This window comes from Enterobacter cloacae complex sp. IR5450 (assembly GCF_049238665.1).
Lineage (GTDB): Bacteria > Pseudomonadota > Gammaproteobacteria > Enterobacterales > Enterobacteriaceae > Enterobacter > Enterobacter hormaechei_C.
Map to the genome: position 1 here is coordinate 37,812 of NZ_JBMKIC010000031.1, position 18,953 is coordinate 56,764.

Sequence of the window (18,953 nt, forward strand, 5' to 3'; positions counted from 1 at the left end):
TGGAGTTATTCACTTATAATGCATAAATAGTGAATATTTTTACGACAAGCGGCGCTTTGCCGCATGAAAACAAGAAAGAGTATGCAGAGGCCAAATATAATTCTGGAATTGTGATCGCTCGCGAAATTTATCGGTCGTTTACGCCCTGTTCGAGGGCAAAACGCGCCGAAATGGTGCAAATATTGCACCGTTGGCATTATCTGTCGCAGTAATTGGGCGAAGCGGATAACAGACGACGTAAATTCTGCTACCATCCTTGCACTATTCACCTTGCATTGGCAGCGACTATGAAATTTGTCTCTTTTAATATCAACGGCCTGCGTGCCCGCCCTCACCAGCTTGAAGCGATTGTTGAGCAACATCAGCCAGATGTGATCGGCTTGCAGGAGACAAAAGTTCACGACGATATGTTCCCGCTCGAAGAGGTAGCGAAGCTGGGCTATAACGTTTTTTACCACGGTCAGAAAGGCCACTACGGCGTTGCGCTGCTGACCAAAGATACGCCGGTGTCGGTGCGCCGTGGCTTCCCGGGTGACGGTGAAGAGGCGCAGCGCCGCATCATCATGGCGGAAATTCCTTCCGCACTCGGCAATGTGACCGTCATCAACGGCTATTTCCCGCAGGGTGAAAGCCGCGATCATGAAACCAAATTCCCGGCCAAAGCGAAGTTTTATCAGGATCTGCAAAACTACCTGACAACCGAACTCAAAAAAGAAAACCCGGTGCTTATCATGGGCGACATGAATATCAGCCCGACGGATCTGGATATCGGTATTGGCGAAGAGAACCGTAAGCGCTGGCTGCGCACCGGCAAATGCTCTTTCCTGCCGGAGGAGCGCGAGTGGATGGAGCGCCTGCTGGGTTGGGGGCTGGTGGATACTTTCCGCACGGCTAACCCGGAAACGCAGGACCGTTTCTCGTGGTTTGACTACCGCTCTAAAGGCTTCGATGACAACCGGGGCCTGCGTATTGATTTGCTGCTGGCGAGCGCCCCCCTGGCCGAACGCTGCATCGAAACCGGTATCGACTATGACATCCGCAGCATGGAAAAGCCGTCCGACCATGCGCCGGTATGGGCAACGTTCAAGCTGTAAACTTCAGTGAATATTAAAAAAATTAGTCTCCTGTGCGCCCTTCTGGGCGCATTTGTTTTAATTGTTGTTTTGCTTCCTCCGGGCATGCTCTCCCTCGACACGCTAAAAATACACCAGCAAACGTTGCTCGCTCGTGTGGAGCAAGCGCCCCTTCAGAGCGCTCTGTTCTATTTTGCGGTTTACGTTCTGCTCTCCGCGCTATCGATCCCCGGAGCCGCGCTTCTGACGCTGCTCGGCGGGGCGCTTTTCAGCCTGTGGGAGGCGACGCTGTTGGTGTCATTTGCCTCGACGCTCGGCGCCACGCTTGCCATGCTCGTCAGCCGTTATCTGCTTCGAGACTGGGTGCAACGGCGCTTTGCCGCACAGATGAGCACGATAGATGCGGGAATGGATCGCGACGGCGCGCGCTACCTTTTTGCCCTGCGCCTGATGCCGTTGTTCCCGTTCTTTCTGGTCAATTTGCTGATGGGGCTAACCCGTCTCAGGGTGCGTCACTACTGGTGGGTCAGCCAGCTTGCGATGCTACCTGCCACCGTCATTTATCTGAACGCCGGACGCGAGCTGGGAAAACTTACCTCGCTGCGCGATATTCTGTCGCCGGGACTGCTGTTCGCCTTTACACTGTTAGGGTTATTACCGCTGGTCACTCGCTGGCTGTTTTCCCGTTACATCCCTTCGATTAAAAAGTGAGGCATTATGCGCCGGGTGCGTTTTTGCGCGTTTCTGACGAGTCTGCTGCTGGCAACCTCTGCCTTCGCCGCAGAGAGCTGGCAATCCATTCAGCAACAGGCCACCGGGCAGACCGTCTGGTTTAACGCCTGGGGCGGTGATGAGGCCGTTAACCGCTACCTCGACTGGGTGAGCGGCGAGATGAAAACGCATTACGCCATTAACCTGAAGATCGTTCATCTGGCCGATGCCGCCGACGCGGTGAAGCGGATCGAGACGGAACAGGCCGCAGGACGCAAGAGTAACGGATCGGTGGATCTGCTCTGGGTAAACGGGGAAAACTTCCGCACGCTGAAGGAGGCGAACCTGCTACTCACCGGCTGGGCGCAAACCCTGCCCAACTGGCGCTACGTCGATACCCGTAAACCGGTCACGGAAGATTTTGCCATCCCGACCGATGGGGCAGAATCCCCGTGGGGCGGCGCACAATTAACCTTTATCGCCCGTAAAGCGAGTATGCCGTCACCACCGGCAGATCCCCACGCGCTGCTGCTATACGCCCAACAGCACCCTGGCAAGGTGAGCTATCCGCGACCGCCGGATTTTACCGGCACGGCGTTTCTTGAGCAGCTACTGCTGGCGCTGACCGCCCATCCGGAGGCGTTAAAAAACGCGCCAGACAGTACCTTTGCGCAGGTCACCGCGCCGCTGTGGGATTACCTTGATATGCTGCACCCCCTGCTATGGCGCGAAGGGAACGATTTTCCTCCGTCGCCTGCGCGCATGGATACGCTGCTGGCCAGCGGCAGTCTGAACCTGTCGCTCACCTTTAACCCCGCCCATGCGATGCAAAAGGTGGCGAGCGGTGAACTGCCTGCCGACAGCTACAGTTTCGGCTTTCTCAAAGGCATGATCGGCAACGTCCATTTTGTCGCCATCCCGGCAAACGCCAGCGCGAGCGCAGGTGCGAAAGTGGTGGCGAATTTCCTGCTGTCACCGCAGGCGCAGATCCGCAAAGCTAATCCTGCCGTCTGGGGTGACCCGAGCGTGCTGGATGGCGAAAAACTGCCTGCGAAAGCGGCAAAACAGCTTCGCGCCTTTACCCCCTCAGGCACGCCTGATGTACTTCCCGAACCGCACGCCGCCTGGGTTAACGCCCTGGAGCAGGAATGGCTTCGCCGCTACGGAACCCGCTAAGCGGGCTGGTCTGGGCGGCAATGGCGGTCATCTATCTGCCCCTGCTTCCCGCCAGCGGCATGCTGCTGGCCCCGGCGTTTTCTCCCGGCAACTGGGCGACGCTGTTTGCCGACCCGCAGCTGCCGCAGGCGCTGGCCGCCACGCTGGTTTCCACGCTTATCGCGACGCTGGGCTCACTGTTTATCGCCCTGACCCTGCTTGCGCTTCTCTGGCCGGGTGAAGGCTGGCAGCGCCTGAGCACCCGTCTGCCGTGGCTGTTAGCCGTGCCGCACGTCGCCTTCGCCACCAGCGCGCTGCTGCTGTTTGCGGTAGGGGGGCAGTTTTACCGGTTCTGTACAGTCTGTTCGCCGCAGCTTGACCGCTACGGTATCGGGCTTGGCCTGACGCTTGCGGTCAAAGAGAGTGCGTTCGTTCTGTGGACAATCTACGCCGCGCTGCCTGAAAAGCGCCTCGTACAGCAGAAAATTGTCCTGCATACCTTCGGCTACGGACGAATGCAGGCGCTCAACTGGCTCGTCCTCCCGGCAATCGCCCCCGCGCTGGGCGCCGTGATGCTGGCGGTGCTCGCCTGGTCGCTTTCCGTGGTGGATGTGGCGATCGTGCTCGGGCCGGGCAACCCGCCTACGCTGGCGGTGCTGGCCTGGCAGTGGCTCACCCAGGGCGATGCGCAGCAGCAAACCAAGGGAACGCTGCTGTGTCTGGTGTTGCTCCTGCTGCTGGCGGCGCTTGCCGCGGTGGGATACGGCTTCTGGACGGCATGGCGGCGCGCCCAGCGTGCTCCCTCCGGGGTTCGTCGCGCTTCGCATAGTGTGCTGCCCGCACGGGTGCTGGGCGGGTTACTGCCGCTGTGCGGCGTGCTCTGTGCGATGGTTCTGCTGATGCTGGCACGCCGGGACGACATCGGCCCCGTCAGCGACAGCCTTTCACTGGGACTGCTGTCCAGCCTGACAGCGCTGGCCATCCTCATGCTCTGGCTTGAGTGGGGATCCCAGCGCGGCGCGGTGTGGATCTGGCTGCCGCTTGCCCTCCCGGCGCTGCCCCTCGTGTCCGGGCAATACGCCGTAGCGCTGTGGCTGGGCATCGACGGCCAGTACGCTGCGGTGCTCTGGAGCCATATGCTCTGGGTCCTCCCGTGGATGCTCCTGGTGCTGCAACCGGCCTGGCGCCGGCTCGATCCCCGGCTTATCCTCACTGCCAGAACGCTGGGCTGGCGGCGGGCGAAAATTTTCTGGCTAGTGAAATGCCCATTGATGGTTCGTCCGGCCCTGCTGGCCTTTGCCACCGGCTTTTCCGTGAGCATGGCCCAGTACATGCCTACCCTCTGGCTGGGGGCGGGACGTTTCACCACCCTGACGACGGAGGCGGTCGCCCTCAGCAGCGGCGGCAGCATTCCGATCCTCGCCAGCCGGGCGCTGGGTCTGTTGTTGTTGACCAGCAGCGTATTTGCCCTTGCCGCGCTGCTCTCCCGGCTCGTGGGCCGTCACAGACAAGGATTACGTTAATGCTAACCGTGAAAAATCTCACCATTGCGCCGCTCTTACATGAGGTCAACTTCCGCGTCCCGGCAGGGGAGATCGTCACGCTGATGGGGCCCTCCGGGAGTGGGAAATCGACCCTTTTCGCCTGGATGGTAGGGGCGTTATCCGCTGATTTTAAGGCGCACGGCGAGCTGTGGCTGAACGATCGTCGCTGCGATATGGTCCCCGTGGAAACGCGCGGGATCGGCATTCTGTTTCAGGATGCCCTGCTGTTTGACGCCTTCAGCGTGGGGCAAAACCTGATGCTGGCGCTGCCGGCGCACATCGTCGGGCGCGCCCGCCGCAACGCGGTCGAGCAGGCCCTGGAGACTGCCGGGCTGGCAAACCACTACACCAGCGATCCGGCGACCCTTTCCGGCGGCGAGCGCGCCAGGGTCAGCCTGTTGCGCGCCCTTCTCGCCCAGCCGCAGGCATTGCTGCTCGACGAGCCGTTCAGTCGACTGGATAAAACGCTGCGCGCCTCATTCCGGGCGTGGGTATTCGAGGTCACTCGCCAGCGCAGGATCCCGGTGGTGCTGGTCACGCATGATGAGGACGATATTCCGCCCGGCGGCGAGGTGATTGAGATTTCTCGCTGGCAATAATGTGCTAACGCAATGTTTTTGGCTTCAGGAGAGACGACAATGCCCCCCTCTTTTAATGACGTCAGGTTTTTCGATGAAACGTGTTTCTCAACTGACCGCGCTGGCCCTGATCTGCGGCCTCGCCTCACTCTCCTCCACGGCGGCTGATATGCCCCACTCCCTCACGCTGGCTCAGCTTCAGACGCAAAACGGCGCGGTAATTGATACGCGCATCAGTGCGTTCTATAACGGCTGGCCGCAGACCCTGAGCGGAACGTCCGGGCACGAGCCCGCCGCACTTAATCTCTCTGCCAGCTGGCTTGGGGCAATGAGCGATGAACAGCTCAGCGGCTGGGCAAAACAGCATCGGCTTACGCCAGACATGCCGGTTGCGCTCTATGGCAACGATAATGACAACCAGACCGTCAAAACACGGCTGGAGAAAGCGGGCTTTACCCACGTCTCCACCCTGAGCGATGCCCTGCAACAATCCGACCGTCTGCAACGTCTGGCGCATTTCGAACAGCTAGTTTATCCGCAGTGGTTCCGCCAGTTGCAGCAGGGCAAACCCGTTACCGCCGCACCAGCCGGAGAGTGGAAGGTGATCGAGGCTGGCTGGGGTGCGCCGAAGCTTTATCTCCTGAGCCACATTCCCGGCGCGGGCTATATCGACACCAATGAAGTGGAAAGCGAACCGCTGTGGAATAAGGTCTCTGACGAAAAGCTGAAAGCGATGCTGGCGAAGCACGGGATCCGTCACGATACCACCGTCATTCTGTACGGTCGCGACGTGTATGCCGCCGCGCGCGTGGCGCAGATCATGCTCTACGCGGGCGTGAAGGATGTGCGGATTCTGGATGGCGGCTGGAAGGCGTGGTCCGACGCCAGCCTGCCCGTTGAGCGCGGAACGCCTGCAAACGTGAAGCCAGCCCCTGATTTTGGCGCGCCGATCCCGGGCCAGCCGCAGCTGATGGTGGATATGGAGCAGGCCCGGGGAATGCTGCACCGTCAGGACGCGTCGCTGGTGAGCATTCGTTCCTGGCCAGAGTTTATCGGTGAAACCAGCGGCTACAGCTATATCAAGCCAAAAGGTGAAATTGCCGGTGCGCGTTGGGGCCATGCGGGCAGCGACGCGACCCACATGGAAGATTTCCACAATCCGGATGGCACCATGCGCAGCGCCGATGATATTGCCGCCATGTGGAAAACGTGGAATATCCTGCCGGAGCAGCACGTTGCGTTTTACTGTGGTACCGGCTGGCGCGCGTCTGAAGCCTTTATGTACGCCCGCGCCATGGGCTGGCAGAACGTTGCCGTCTACGACGGCGGCTGGTACGAATGGAGCAGCCATCCGCAGAACCCGGTCTCCACCGGGGAGCGCGGACCGGAGAGCGCACGCTAGCGGGGAAGTGACTTCAGCGTGATATAACCGCTCCAGATGCGCGTTGTGGTGGTCAGCCAGCACAACGCGCCAAACACCCATGCAAAGAGCGCGAAATGCGCCGGAAACAGGCTGCACAGCACAAACAGCGCGATGGTCTCTGTTCCTTCCGTTAATCCTCCAATGTAATAAAGCGACTTGTGCGCATAGCCGGGGTTGTCGATATCATGCTTCCCCGCCAGCGCGGCAAAGGCCAGAAAACTGCTGCCCGTCCCCATAAACGCGAAAAGCAGCCAGGCGGCGGCGATCGCATTATCAGCCGGAGCGGCCAGCGCAAAACCAAACGGCACCAGGGCGTAAAACAGGAAGTCGAGGGCGATATCAAGAAATCCTCCCGCGTCCGTCAGGCCACGGCGACGCGCCAGCGCGCCGTCCAGACCATCCAGCAGCCGGTTCAGCACAATGGGGATCAGCGCCGCCGGATACCAGCCCAGCGCCAGAAAAGGTAACGCCAGCACGCCAATCGCAAACCCGGCGAGCGTTAAGCCATCAGGCGTGATAAACGGTTTATCCAGCGCGGCGGCCAGCTGATTTAACCCGGGTTTCAGCCGGGGGTGCAGATGTTTATCCAGCATGTGGTTTACCTTTAAACGTGGCGCACAGCCCCTGAGTCGGGATATCCAGCGCGGCGTTAAAGCGGGCGGAAAGATTCTGAAAGGCAATCAGAGCCGTCATTTCGGTGATGGTCTCTTCCGTAAAGTGGCGCTTCAGCAGGCTTTTGATATTTTCATCCACCTCAGGCGGCGTGGCGGTGACCGCTTCCGCATAGGCCAGCGCCGCGCGCTCCTCTTCGCTGAACAGGGTGGAATTTTGCCAGTCGCTGATGGCCTGCACTTTCTCCAGCGCCCCGCTCCGCTCGGCCAGACGCAGGCTGTTGGCATCAATACAAAATGCGCAGTGGCAGATCTGCGAGACCCGCGTCATTAGTAGCGATCGCAGAACCGGGGTCAAACGCGCCTTGCGCCGCTCCAGATAGCCGACAAACAGCGCCACCAGCCAGAAAAGACGCGGCATACGCCCCCACCAGCGAGTGGGGTTCAGCACCGCGCCGAAGTGTTTTTTCTGCATGGCGGCGATGGGGCTAAGGCTGACGGGAAGGGTTTCCATGGGCGCAACCCAGGCGGATATCTCTTTCACCTGATTCTCCTGATGACTGGACTCTTTGGAAGGGCACGATAATATGTCGTTTTTCGCTATTAATTATTGACGAACATGCTGAAAACACTCGATGTGGTTGCGGCCATCCTCGAAAATGAGGGCAAGATTTTGCTTGCGCAGCGTCCCGAACATGCCGATCAGCCAGGAATGTGGGAATTTGCGGGCGGGAAGGTTGAAGCCGGTGAGACCCAGCCGGAAGCGCTGATCCGCGAACTGCGCGAAGAGCTCGGCATTGAGGCCGTGCCCGCGCGGTATGTGGCAAGCCACCAGCGGGAGGTGTCGCAGCGGCTGATTCACCTCCACGCCTGGCATGTGCCTGAATTTAGCGGTGAGCTGAAGGCGCATTATCACTCGGCGTTGGTATGGTGTACGCCAGAAGACGCGTTCACGTATGATTTAGCCCCGGCGGATATACCGCTGCTGGAAGCGTTTATTCTTTTACGCGACGCCAGACCAGCGGGTTTGTACTGAGGGTGCGTTCATCACGCTGGCACTGCAACAGCACGCCATCCGCCCTGACCACTGCGCCTTCGGAATAGTTTTGATCCTGATAGATACAGCACTGATTACACGGCTGCGCACGCTGGCCGCCAGCGCTAAAGACCTCTGGCGGCACGTTAACCTCGACATCCGGGCGAATGCGATCAGCCTGTGCCCCGGCGGACACCATCAAACATAACGCGGCCATTGCGTAACGGTTCATAGACTTTGTTTCCTTTGCATCGTTTATATCTATAACGGTCGATCCGGACGGGATCTTTAATGTATCTCGTCATCGCTTTTAGTTATGACGCGCGCCCTGTCATTAATTTCCCTTGCAGCATAAATTTCTGCTTGCCTCTCAAAGCGGTGCGGGTGGTATAGTCAAAAAAACGACACAAAACATCTCCGCCACACGCATAAATTATTATAAGAGGTTCTTATATCTATGGATCAGACACGCTCTCTGGAAAGCTTTCTTGCCCATGTTCAGCAGCGCGACCCGCACCAAAGCGAGTTTGCCCAGGCCGTTCGTGAAGTCATGACCACCCTGTGGCCCTTCCTTGAGGAAAATCCGCGCTACCGCCAGATGGCGCTGCTTGAACGTCTGGTAGAGCCAGAGCGCGTCATCCAGTTCCGCGTGGCGTGGGTGGACGATCGCAATCAGGTGCAGGTCAACCGCGCATGGCGCGTGCAGTTTAACTCCGCCATTGGGCCGTTTAAGGGCGGGATGCGCTTCCATCCTTCGGTGAACCTGTCTATTCTGAAGTTCCTCGGCTTCGAGCAGACCTTTAAAAATGCGCTCACTACCCTGCCGATGGGCGGCGGTAAAGGCGGGAGTGATTTCGATCCGAAAGGCAAGAGCGAAGGCGAAGTGATGCGCTTCTGCCAGGCGCTGGTCACTGAACTCTATCGCCACCTTGGGCCGGACACCGACGTTCCCGCCGGAGATATCGGCGTGGGGGGTCGTGAAGTGGGCTTTATGGCCGGGATGATGAAAAAGCTCTCCAACAACAGCGCCTGCGTCTTTACCGGCAAAGGTCTGTCGTTTGGCGGCAGCCTGATTCGCCCGGAAGCGACGGGTTACGGTCTGGTCTATTTCACTGAAGCGATGCTTAAGCGTCACGGGCTGAGCTTCGAGGGGATGCGCGTGGCGGTCTCCGGCTCCGGCAACGTGGCGCAGTACGCTATCGAGAAAGCGATGGCGTTTGGCGCGCGCGTGGTGACCGCCTCCGACTCCAGCGGCACCGTAGTGGATGAAGCTGGCTTTACGGCAGAAAAACTGGCGCGTCTGTGCGAAATCAAAGCCAGCCGTGACGGTCGGGTAGCGGATTATGCCCGTGAGTTTGGCCTGACCTATCTGGAAGGTAAACAGCCGTGGGGCGTGCCGGTGGATATCGCCCTGCCATGCGCGACGCAAAACGAACTGGACGTGGATGCCGCCCGGACGCTGATTAGCAATGGCGTGAAAGCGGTGGCCGAAGGGGCGAACATGCCAACCACCATCGACGCCACGGACCTGTTCCTGGACGCGGGCGTGCTGTTTGCGCCGGGCAAGGCCGCTAACGCGGGCGGCGTGGCCACCTCCGGCCTCGAGATGGCGCAAAACGCCGCGCGTCTCGGCTGGAAGGCGGAGAAAGTGGATGCGCGCCTGCACCACATCATGCTGGATATTCACCATGCCTGCGTGGAGTACGGCGGGGAGGCATCGCAAACCAACTACGTGCGCGGGGCGAATATCGCCGGGTTCGTGAAGGTGGCGGATGCGATGATTGGGCAGGGTGTGATTTAAGGTTTATATCGTGCGGCCGGGTGCCCTCACCCCGGCCCTCTCCCATAGGGAGAGGGTGAAAACCGGGCGTATCAGGCCGCGCTTTTCTTCTTTTTAAACGGTTTCTTCGCACCCGCGCCTGGTGCAACCATCCCTCTAAAGCGCTTCACCGGCGTGCTGCGCGCCTGATCGATCAGCTGGTAAAGCGTCCCCACCAGCGGCTGCATAAAGTCCTGATAGCGGCACTGCTTCTCGCTGATCTGCGTCAGCACCGATTCCCAGTGCGCGGTCATGTCCGGCCTGGCGGCCAGCTCCGGCAGGGAATGAATCAGCGCGCGCCCCGGCTCGGTCGAATGGATATAGCGCCCCTTTTTCTCAAGAAAACCGCGCTTAAAGAGCAGCTCGATGATCCCCGCGCGGGTTGCTTCCGTACCCAGACCGTCGGTGGCGCGCAGGATCTTCTTCAGATCTTTATCCTGCACAAAACGGGCGATCCCGGTCATGGCCGAAAGCAGCGTCGCATCGGTGAAGTGGCGCGGCGGCTGGGTCTGTCGTTCAACCACCTCCCCCTTCTCGCACAGCAGTTCGTCGCCTTTGGCCACGACCGGCAGCGGCGTACCGTCGTTCTCTTCGTCACGCTCTTTGTTGCCGAGCAGCGTGCGCCAGCCCGCTTCCGCGAGGAAACGCGCTTTGGCGATAAATTTGCCTTTGGCAATGTCCAGTTCGATAACGCACTTGCGGAACACCGCGTCCGGGCAGAACTGCGTCAGATACTGACGCGCGATCAGGTTATAGACTTTTGCTTCGTTGTCGGTCAGGTTGACGTTGCTGGTGCGCGCCGTCGGGATTATCGCGTGGTGGGCATCGACTTTTTTATCGTCCCAGCAGCGGTTATGGGTATCCGGGTTTACCGCCGGTTGCGGCAACAGATCCGGCGCATGGACACCAATGGCGTTCATCACCGAGTGGCGTCCGGCGAAGTGTTCCTCCGGCAGATAGCGGCTGTCCGAACGCGGATAGGTGATCAGCTTGTGGGTTTCATAGAGCTTTTGGCAGATATCGAGCACGTTCTGCGCGCTCAGGCCAAACTTTTTCGCGGCCTCGATCTGCAACGCCGAAAGGGAGAACGGCAGTGGTGCGGGCTCTGATTCCCGTTTGTCGTTATAGCTGGTGACTATCGCGGGCTGGCCGGTAATGCGGTTAACCACGTGCTCCGCCAGCGGACGATGCAGCAGCCGTCCCTCTTCGTCCTGATATGACTCACAGGCATCGCTCGGCTGCCAGACGGCGGTAAAGCGTTCGTCTTTCGGCGTGACGATATGCGCTTTGACTTCGAAGAAGTCTTTGGCGACGAAATTTTCGATCTCTTCGTCGCGACGCACCACCAGCCCCAGCACCGGGGTTTGAACACGCCCAACAGAGAGTACGCCCTGATAGCCCGCATTGCGTCCCAGGATGGTGTAGGCGCGGGTCATGTTGATCCCGTACAGCCAGTCCGCGCGGGCACGTGCCAGCGCGGAGACACACAGGGGAATAAATTCGCTGTTGGCGCGCAGGCGCGAAATCGCGCGCTCCACCGCCTGCGGGTTGAGGTCGTTGATAAGGCAGCGCTGCACCTGCTGACGCTTTTCCGGCGCCAGCTCCAGGTAGTCCAGCACTTCATCGACCAGCAGTTGCCCTTCCCTGTCCGGGTCACCCGCGTGGACCACTTCCGTCGCCTCATGCAGGAAGCGCTTAATGACGTTGAGCTGTTTGGTGACGGAAGGACGCGGTTGCAGACGCCACTTTTCCGGCACAATTGGCAGATCGTTGAGATTCCAGCGGGCGTAGCGGCTGTCGTAGACATCCGGCTGCGCCTGTTCAAGCAGGTGCCCGATACACCAGGTGACCACCTGTCCGTTACCGCATTCGATAAAGCCATCACCTTTGCGATGCGGCTTGGGCAGCACGTCGGCGATGGCACGCGCCAGACTCGGTTTTTCGGCAATAAACAACCGCATCGAATTAACGGATCTCAATCATCGGGCGACCACCGCGGGCGGTCACCAGCTCACCAATGGCCGTCAGGGTGATGCCAAACTCGGCAGCCGTCGCCTGAACGTCAGCTTCAGCTTCCGGCGTCACCGCCAGCAGCAGACCGCCGGAGGTTTGCGGATCGCACAGCAGGTTACGCCATGCTTCCGGCATTTCGCCCATTAAATGGCCGTAGCTGGCGAAGTTGCGCTGCGTCCCGCCCGGCACCGCGCCCTGAGCAATGTACTCTTCCACGCCCGGCAGTTTCGGCACATCCTGATACCAGACCTGCGCCTGCACGCCTGCGCCCTGACAGACTTCAGAGAGGTGCCCCAGCAGACCAAATCCGGTCACGTCGGTCATGGCCTTCACGCCGTCGATATTAGCGAATGCCGCACCGGCGAGGTTCATCTGACACATCACTTCCGTTGCCAGACCGATATGCTCGGGCTTCAGCAGGGATTTCTTCTCGGCAGTGGTCAGTACGCCAATGCCCAGCGGCTTGGTGAGGAACAGTTTGCAGCCCGGTTGCGCCGTGCTGTTGCGCTTCACGCGTTCGGTGGGCACCACGCCGGTGACGGCCAGGCCGAAGATCGGCTCCGGCGCATCGATAGAGTGTCCACCGGCCAGGGCAATACCCGCCTGCTGGCAGGCAAAGCGTCCGCCTTCAATCACGTCGCGGGCAATTTCCGGCGGCAGGGTGTTAATCGGCCAGCCCAGAATGGCGATCGCCATGATCGGTTTACCGCCCATCGCAAAGATATCGCTGATGGCGTTGGTGGCCGCAATGCGTCCGAAGTCGAATGGGTTGTCGACAATCGGCATAAAAAAGTCAGTGGTGCTGATAATGCTGGTGCCGTTACCTAAGTCATAAACCGCTGCATCGTCACGCGTTTCGTTACCGACAAGCAGGTTCGGGTCGACAAACTTCGCCTGCTCACTGTGCAGGATGGTCTCCAGCACTTTCGGGGAAATTTTACAACCGCAACCGGCTCCGTGGCTGTATTGCGTTAAACGAATGGTTTGCTCGCTCATGGACGTCTCCTGTCATCTCAATCGCGCTATGGTAGCGCTCATTCCATAAAGAGGTAAGTATGACTGTCTGAATTCTGCGGCGGATGCTCAGAATCCAGACAGTTTAGCGCGGGTAATTAAAAACGGCTGACGAAAGGCGTGGTGTCCGGCACGCTGATGGTGCTGGAGGCTTTAAGCTGCGGGGTGCCGAGATAGAGGAAGCCGACAATTTTATCGTGCTCGCCACAGGCAAAGCCATCACGCACGACCGAACTTTCGGTCAGCGGTCCGGTGCGCCAGATGCCATTGAAGCCTTGCGCGACGGCGGCCATTTGCATTGCCATTACCGCGCAACCGGCAGACATCTCCTGCTCCCAGACCGGCACTTTATGATCGGCCTGGCATTTTGCGACTACCGCGATGATCATCGGCGCACGGAATGGCGCGTTGCGGGCTTTATCAATCCCCTTCTCATCCTGGCCTGCGGCAACAGCCCCCTGCTCCAGCAGCTGGCTGAAGCGGCCGCGCCCTTCGCCTTCAATAATAAAGAAGTGCCACGGCTGCAATGTGCCATGGTCCGGCGCACGCATTCCGGCACGCAGAATGTTTTCCAGCTGCTCGCCGACGGGTGCCGGTTCGGCCAGGCGGGAAGCGCTACGACGGTTAACAAGCAGTTCAAGTGCGTCCATTGGTTAACTCCTTTCATGAAATTTACTCACAAAATTAACACGACAGCAGAATTTGTTACAGCGTGGCAGGCGATTCCTGCTGACAAGTGGCGGTTGGGTCATTACGATAACCCAACATTACCGTCCAGTGGCGACGGAAACAGTCCTTTTCTGGTTAGGGAGAATACATGCGAACCCTTTGGCGAATCTTTGCCGGTTTCTTTAAATGGACGTGGCGACTGCTCAACTTCGTCCGCAACCTGGTGATGAACATCTTTTTCATCTTCCTGGTCCTGGTATGCGCTGGTATCTGGATGCATATCAGCAACGCAAACCAGTCGCAGCATTCGACGCGCGGCGCACTGTTACTCGATATCACCGGGGTGATTGTTGATAAGCCATCGACCAGCAACCGTCTGGGCGTGATTGGCCGCCAGCTGTTCGGCGCAACGTCAGACCGTCTCCAGGAAAACTCCTTGTTTGATATTGTCGACACCATCCGTCAGGCCAAAGACGATCGTAACATTACCGGTATCGTGTTGGACCTGAAAGATTTTGCCGGCGCCGATCAGCCGTCAATGCAGTACATCGGTAAAGCGCTGCGCGAATTTCGCGACAGCGGTAAACCGGTTATTGCCATTGGCGACAGCTACACCCAGGGGCAATATTATCTGGCGAGCTTTGCCAATAAGATCTGGCTTTCGCCACAGGGCACGGTCGATCTGCATGGCTTCGCCACTAACGGTCTGTACTACAAATCGCTGCTCGACAAGCTGAAGGTCACTACCCACGTCTTCCGCGTCGGGACCTATAAATCCGCCGTGGAGCCGTTTATCCGCGATGATATGTCCCCTGCCGCTCGTGAAGCGGACAGCCGCTGGATTGGCGAGCTGTGGCAGAACTACCTCGGCACCATTGCCGCTAACCGTCAGATTACCGCTGAGCAGGTCTTTCCGGGCGCGCGCGGCGTGCTGGACGGCCTGCGCAAGGTGGACGGCGATACAGCGAAATACGCGCTTGATAACAAACTGGTCGATCAGCTGGGTTCCAGCGCTGAAATTGAAAAAGCGCTGACCAAACAGTTCGGCTGGAGTAAAGAGGATAAAAACTACAGCGCCATCAGCATGTATGACTACGCCGCGAAAAAGCCGGACGACAGCGGTGACAGCATCGCCGTGGTGTTTGCTAACGGGGCCATTATGGACGGGGAAGAAACGCCGGGGAACGTCGGCGGAGACACCACCGCGTCGCAGATCCGCGATGCGCGCCTGGATCCGAAAGTGAAGGCAATTGTCCTGAGGGTGAACAGCCCTGGCGGCAGCGTCAGCGCCTCTGAAGTGATCCGTGCTGAACTGGCCGCCGCGCGCGCCGCAGGCAAGCCGGTAGTGGTCTCGATGGGCGGCATGGCGGCTTCCGGGGGGTACTGGATCTCGACGCCAGCCAACTACATCGTGGCTAACCCAAGCACGCTGACCGGCTCGATTGGCATCTTCGGTGTGATCAACACCGTTGAGAACAGCCTGGATTATCTCGGCGTCCACACCGACGGCGTTTCCACCTCGCCGCTGGCAGACGTGTCCGTTACCAAATCCCTGCCGCCTGAGGTGTCTGAGATGATGCAGCTCAGCATTGAGAGTGGCTATAAACGTTTCATCACGCTGGTTGCGGACTCCCGTAAAAAGACGCCAGACCAGATTGACCAGATCGCGCAGGGCCACGTCTGGACCGGCCAGGATGCGAAGAGCAACGGTCTGGTAGACAGCCTGGGTGACTTCGACGACGCCGTGAAGAAAGCGGCGGAGCTGGCGAAGCTCAAGCAGTGGCACGTGGACTATTATCAGGACGAACCGACGTTCTTCGATATGGTCATGGACAGCATGTCCGGCTCCGTCCGTGCCATGCTGCCGGACGCGCTTCAGGCTTATCTGCCGGCGCCGGTGGCGACCGCGGCGAAAGCCATGAGAGCGGAGAGCGACAAGCTCGCAGCCTTTAATGATCCACAGAGCCGTTACGCGTTTTGCCTGACCTGCGCGAACGTGCGTTAAAAACCGTCCCCTCTTCCCGTGAAGAGGGGATTTTTTCTTTTGAAGAACAAGAACTCATTACCATGCAGAAGAAATCAATATATGTCGCCTATACCGGCGGTACCATCGGTATGCAGCGCTCAGAAAATGGCTATATCCCGGTTTCCGGCCACTTGCAGCGCCAGCTGGCGCTGATGCCTGAATTTCACCGTCCGGAAATGCCGGACTTTACCATCCACGAATATGAGCCGCTGATGGACTCCTCCGACATGACGCCGGAAGACTGGCAGCATATTGCGGATGATATTAAAGCCCATTACGACCAGTACGACGGCTTCGTGATCCTTCACGGTACCGACACCATGGCGTTCACCGCCTCGGCGCTCTCCTTCATGCTGGAGAACCTGAGCAAGCCCGTCATCGTGACCGGTTCGCAGATCCCGCTGGCGGAACTGCGTTCAGACGGGCAGATCAACCTGCTTAACTCCCTGTACGTGGCCGCTAATTACCCGATCAACGAGGTAACGCTGTTCTTCAACAACCGACTGTACCGCGGGAACCGTACCACTAAAGCGCACGCCGATGGCTTTGACGCTTTTGCCTCACCTAACCTGCAACCGCTGCTGGAAGCGGGGATCCATATCCGTCGTCTGGGCACGCCGCCCGCACCAAATACCGCAGGCGAACTGATCGTTCACCCGATCACCCCGCAGCCGATCGGCGTGGTGACGATTTATCCGGGTATTTCCGCCGACGTGGTGCGCAACTTCCTGCGCCAGCCGGTGAAGGCGCTGATCCTGCGCTCCTATGGTGTGGGTAACGCCCCGCAGAACGGTGAATTCCTGAAAGAGCTTCAGGAGGCGAGCGATCGCGGGATTGTGGTGGTCAACCTCACCCAGTGTATGTCCGGCAAAGTCAATATGGGCGGCTACGCCACCGGTAATGCCCTGGCGCACGCTGGCGTGATCAGTGGTTTCGATATGACCGTTGAGGCAACGCTGACTAAACTTCACTATTTACTGAGTCAGGATCTGGATATTGATTCCATTCGCCGCGCCATGATGCAAAACCTGCGCGGTGAACTGACGCCGGACGAATAAGGAGTTCCCATGAAGCAACGCGCCCTGTTACTGGTCGATTTGCAAAATGATTTCTGTGCGGGCGGTGCACTGGCCGTCGCGGAAGGCGACAGCACCGTAGACGTCGCGAATTCGCTGATTGCGTGGTGTAAAGCTCGTGGTGAAGCGGTGGTGGCGAGTCAGGACTGGCATCCGGCAAACCACGGCAGCTTTGCCAGCCAGCACAACGTTGAGCCTTACAGCCAGGGCGAACTGGACGGGCTGGCACAAACCTTCTGGCCCGATCACTGCGTGCAGCAGACGGAAGGCGCTGAGCTGCATCCGCTGCTGAACCAGAAGGCCATCGACGCGGTGTTCCACAAAGGTGAAAACCCCACCATCGACAGCTACAGCGCGTTCTTTGATAACGGTCATCGTCAGAAGACGGCGCTGGACGCGTGGTTGCGCCACCATGAGATCACCGAGCTGATTGTGCTGGGCCTGGCGACGGATTACTGCGTGAAGTTCACCGTGCTGGATGCGCTCCAGTTGGGCTATACCGTGAATGTCATCACCGACGGTTGTCGCGGGGTAAATATTCAGCCGCAGGACAGCGCTCAGGCGTTTATGGATATGGCAGCAGAAGGCGCAACGCTGTATACGCTGGCTGACTGGATGGAGACGCAGGCGTAAGCTTTTTAGCCGGGTGACGGCTTAGCCTTACCCGGCCTACTTTCTCTGGTTTTGTAGGCCGGGTAAGCGTCAGCGCCACCCGGCATTTCTTCCCCAATCCCCATAAAGTGAACTCCCTCGCATCACAAGCGAAACGGCGATGCTATTCTCTTCAGGCTGTTTTTTCGCCACGCCTTTTCTGTGGCGTGGTTATTTTTATTCAGTCAAAGAGGAACTTATATGAAACGTTTGCCCTTGCTGGCAGCATTACCCTTGCTTTGCGCGTCACTGGCTTCCGCCGCGCCCCTGATGTCCGTGGGCTACTTCAATGGGGGTGGCGATGTTACCGCCGGACCGGGTGGCGATATTCATAAACTCGACGTCCGCCAGATCACCCACCTCAACTACTCGTTTGGTCTGGTCTATAACAACGAGAAAGACGAAACCAACGCCGCGCTGAAAGATCCGGCAAAACTGCATCAAATCTGGTTATCACCCAAGGTGGCATCCGATCTGGCGTTACTTCCTCAGCTTCGTAAACAAAACCCGAACCTGAAAGTCCTGCTTTCCGTTGGCGGCTGGGGCGCGCGAGGATTTTCTGGCGCAGCGGCAACCAAAGAGAGTCGCGCGGTGTTTATTCGCTCCGCGCAGGAGATCGTCAGTAAATACGGCCTGGACGGGATCGACCTGGACTGGGAATATCCGGTCAACGGCGCGTGGGGACTTGTCGAAAGCACCCCTGCCGACCGGGATAATTTCACCGCGCTGTTAAAAGAGATGCGTGACGCGTTTGGTAAGAAAAAGCTGGTCACGATTGCGGTGGGCGCGAATGCGGAAAGTCCGAAAAGCTGGGTGGATGTGAAAGCCATTGCCCCCCTGCTTGATTACATCAACCTGATGACCTACGACATGGCGTACGGTACTCAGTATTTTAACGCGAATCTGTATGACTCCAGCGACTGGCCAACGGTAGCTGCCGCAGACAAATACAGCGTCGATTTTGTCGTGAATAACTATCTGGCCGCCGGGCTGAAGCCGCAGCAGATGAACCTCGGAATTGGTTTCTATGGGCGCGTGCCGAAACGTGCCGTAGAGCCAGGGATCGACTGGAGCAAACCAGACGCGCAAAACAATCCGGTGACGCAGCCCTACTTCGGGCCGCAGGAACTGAGCCTGTTCAAATCGCTTGGCTATGATCTGACCAAAGATACCTATGTGAAATACAACGATATCGTCCGCAAGCTGCTGAACGATCCGCAAAAACGCTTTACCGAGCACTGGGACGAACAGGCGAAGGTGCCGTGGCTGTCGGTGAAATCCGCCGACGGGAAGGCGCTGTTTGCGATTTCCTATGAGAACCCGCGCTCCGTGGCGATCAAAGCGGATTACATCAAGGAGAAAGGACTTGCCGGCGCCATGTTCTGGGAGTATGGGGCTGACGACGAAAACCAGCTCGCGAAACAGCTGGCGGAGTCGCTTGGGATCCCGCATCAGTAGTAAGACAATCAAGCCCTCTCCCTTAGGGCTGAGGGTTCCCCAGAAAAATGAAAAGCACGATGAAGTGTGATCTACTGGTTGCGCTAACAAATCAGA

General features: G+C 58.7%; 18 protein-coding genes. 12 read left to right on the plus strand and 6 right to left on the minus strand.

Going from position 1 to position 18,953, the window contains the following annotated elements; genetic code table 11:
- Positions 1-287 precede the first annotated feature (287 nt).
- The 6 genes from xthA (at position 288) to ACOTYB_RS19615 (ending at position 6,463) form a co-directional block, all read left to right on the plus strand.
- Complete coding sequence (xthA, locus tag ACOTYB_RS19590) at positions 288-1,094, plus strand: exodeoxyribonuclease III (RefSeq protein ID WP_022650885.1); 807 nt, start codon at positions 288-290, stop codon at positions 1,092-1,094.
- A 6-nt stretch (positions 1,095-1,100) separates the two neighbouring features.
- A complete protein-coding gene (locus ACOTYB_RS19595) occupies positions 1,101-1,784 on the plus strand; it encodes a TVP38/TMEM64 family protein (RefSeq protein ID WP_032609023.1) in 684 nt (227 codons plus the stop codon).
- Between the two features lie 6 nt (positions 1,785-1,790).
- Entirely contained in the window at positions 1,791-2,960 is a 1,170-nt protein-coding gene (locus ACOTYB_RS19600; RefSeq protein WP_409249014.1) for an ABC transporter substrate-binding protein, read from the plus strand.
- Positions 2,933-4,462: an ABC transporter permease subunit gene (locus tag ACOTYB_RS19605; protein ID WP_045342749.1), complete on the plus strand. Its 1,530-nt coding sequence runs from the start codon at positions 2,933-2,935 to the stop codon at positions 4,460-4,462. Before ACOTYB_RS19600 ends, ACOTYB_RS19605 begins: the two co-directional genes overlap by 28 nt.
- Complete coding sequence (locus ACOTYB_RS19610; protein ID WP_023315913.1) at positions 4,462-5,082, plus strand: ATP-binding cassette domain-containing protein; 621 nt, start codon at positions 4,462-4,464, stop codon at positions 5,080-5,082. The genes ACOTYB_RS19605 and ACOTYB_RS19610 overlap by 1 nt, the downstream gene beginning before the upstream one ends.
- A 73-nt stretch (positions 5,083-5,155) precedes the next feature.
- Positions 5,156-6,463: a sulfurtransferase gene (locus ACOTYB_RS19615; protein ID WP_045342814.1), complete on the plus strand. Its 1,308-nt coding sequence runs from the start codon at positions 5,156-5,158 to the stop codon at positions 6,461-6,463.
- Here ACOTYB_RS19615 and ACOTYB_RS19620 read toward each other — a convergent pair.
- Together ACOTYB_RS19620 and ACOTYB_RS19625 are read right to left on the minus strand one after the other, a co-directional pair.
- On the minus strand, positions 6,460-7,077 hold the full coding sequence (locus tag ACOTYB_RS19620; RefSeq protein ID WP_045342750.1) for a CDP-alcohol phosphatidyltransferase family protein: 618 nt from the start codon (positions 7,075-7,077) through the stop codon (positions 6,460-6,462). The genes ACOTYB_RS19615 and ACOTYB_RS19620 overlap by 4 nt on opposite strands.
- Positions 7,067-7,639, minus strand: coding sequence for a carboxymuconolactone decarboxylase family protein (locus ACOTYB_RS19625; protein ID WP_045342752.1), 573 nt, complete (start codon positions 7,637-7,639; stop codon positions 7,067-7,069). The genes ACOTYB_RS19620 and ACOTYB_RS19625 overlap by 11 nt, the downstream gene beginning before the upstream one ends.
- 75 nt (positions 7,640-7,714) lie before the next feature.
- Between ACOTYB_RS19625 and ACOTYB_RS19630 the strand changes: the two genes are divergently transcribed.
- Entirely contained in the window at positions 7,715-8,131 is a 417-nt protein-coding gene (locus tag ACOTYB_RS19630) for a pyrimidine (deoxy)nucleoside triphosphate diphosphatase (protein ID WP_023315911.1), read from the plus strand.
- On the opposite strand, the gene ACOTYB_RS19635 is transcribed toward ACOTYB_RS19630, so the two are convergent.
- Positions 8,091-8,363 carry a YnjH family protein gene (locus tag ACOTYB_RS19635; protein WP_003857857.1) on the minus strand — a complete coding sequence of 91 codons (273 nt, stop codon included), beginning with the start codon at positions 8,361-8,363 and terminating at the stop codon, positions 8,091-8,093. The genes ACOTYB_RS19630 and ACOTYB_RS19635 overlap by 41 nt on opposite strands.
- A 225-nt stretch (positions 8,364-8,588) precedes the next feature.
- Between ACOTYB_RS19635 and gdhA the strand changes: the two genes are divergently transcribed.
- Positions 8,589-9,932, plus strand: coding sequence for an NADP-specific glutamate dehydrogenase (gene gdhA / locus ACOTYB_RS19640; RefSeq protein WP_023324482.1), 1,344 nt, complete (start codon positions 8,589-8,591; stop codon positions 9,930-9,932).
- A gap of 71 nt (positions 9,933-10,003) precedes the next feature.
- Here gdhA and ACOTYB_RS19645 read toward each other — a convergent pair whose 3' ends face one another.
- The 3 genes from ACOTYB_RS19645 to ACOTYB_RS19655 all read right to left on the minus strand — a co-directional run bounded on the left by ACOTYB_RS19645 (position 10,004) and on the right by ACOTYB_RS19655 (position 13,627).
- A complete protein-coding gene (locus ACOTYB_RS19645) occupies positions 10,004-11,911 on the minus strand; it encodes a DNA topoisomerase III (protein WP_421765872.1) in 1,908 nt (635 codons plus the stop codon).
- Positions 11,912-11,915: 4 nt separating this feature from the next.
- Positions 11,916-12,959, minus strand: coding sequence for a selenide, water dikinase SelD (selD, locus tag ACOTYB_RS19650; protein ID WP_015570773.1), 1,044 nt, complete (start codon positions 12,957-12,959; stop codon positions 11,916-11,918).
- A 116-nt stretch (positions 12,960-13,075) separates the two neighbouring features.
- Positions 13,076-13,627: an NAD(P)H nitroreductase gene (locus ACOTYB_RS19655; RefSeq protein ID WP_023324479.1), complete on the minus strand. Its 552-nt coding sequence runs from the start codon at positions 13,625-13,627 to the stop codon at positions 13,076-13,078.
- A 167-nt stretch (positions 13,628-13,794) separates the two neighbouring features.
- Here ACOTYB_RS19655 and sppA point away from each other — a divergent pair, with 167 nt between their 5' ends.
- The 4 genes from sppA (at position 13,795) to ACOTYB_RS19675 (ending at position 18,857) form a co-directional block, all read left to right on the plus strand.
- Complete coding sequence (sppA, locus tag ACOTYB_RS19660; RefSeq protein ID WP_045141479.1) at positions 13,795-15,651, plus strand: signal peptide peptidase SppA; 1,857 nt, start codon at positions 13,795-13,797, stop codon at positions 15,649-15,651.
- A 62-nt stretch (positions 15,652-15,713) separates the two neighbouring features.
- The gene (gene ansA, locus ACOTYB_RS19665; RefSeq protein ID WP_023303507.1) at positions 15,714-16,730 is read left to right on the plus strand and encodes an asparaginase; all 1,017 of its coding nucleotides are present in this window, start codon (positions 15,714-15,716) and stop codon (positions 16,728-16,730) included.
- A 9-nt stretch (positions 16,731-16,739) separates the two neighbouring features.
- Entirely contained in the window at positions 16,740-17,381 is a 642-nt protein-coding gene (gene pncA / locus ACOTYB_RS19670; RefSeq protein ID WP_047051509.1) for a bifunctional nicotinamidase/pyrazinamidase, read from the plus strand.
- 219 nt (positions 17,382-17,600) lie between these two features.
- Complete coding sequence (locus ACOTYB_RS19675) at positions 17,601-18,857, plus strand: glycoside hydrolase family 18 protein (protein WP_045336650.1); 1,257 nt, start codon at positions 17,601-17,603, stop codon at positions 18,855-18,857.
- Positions 18,858-18,953: the final 96 nt, after the last annotated feature.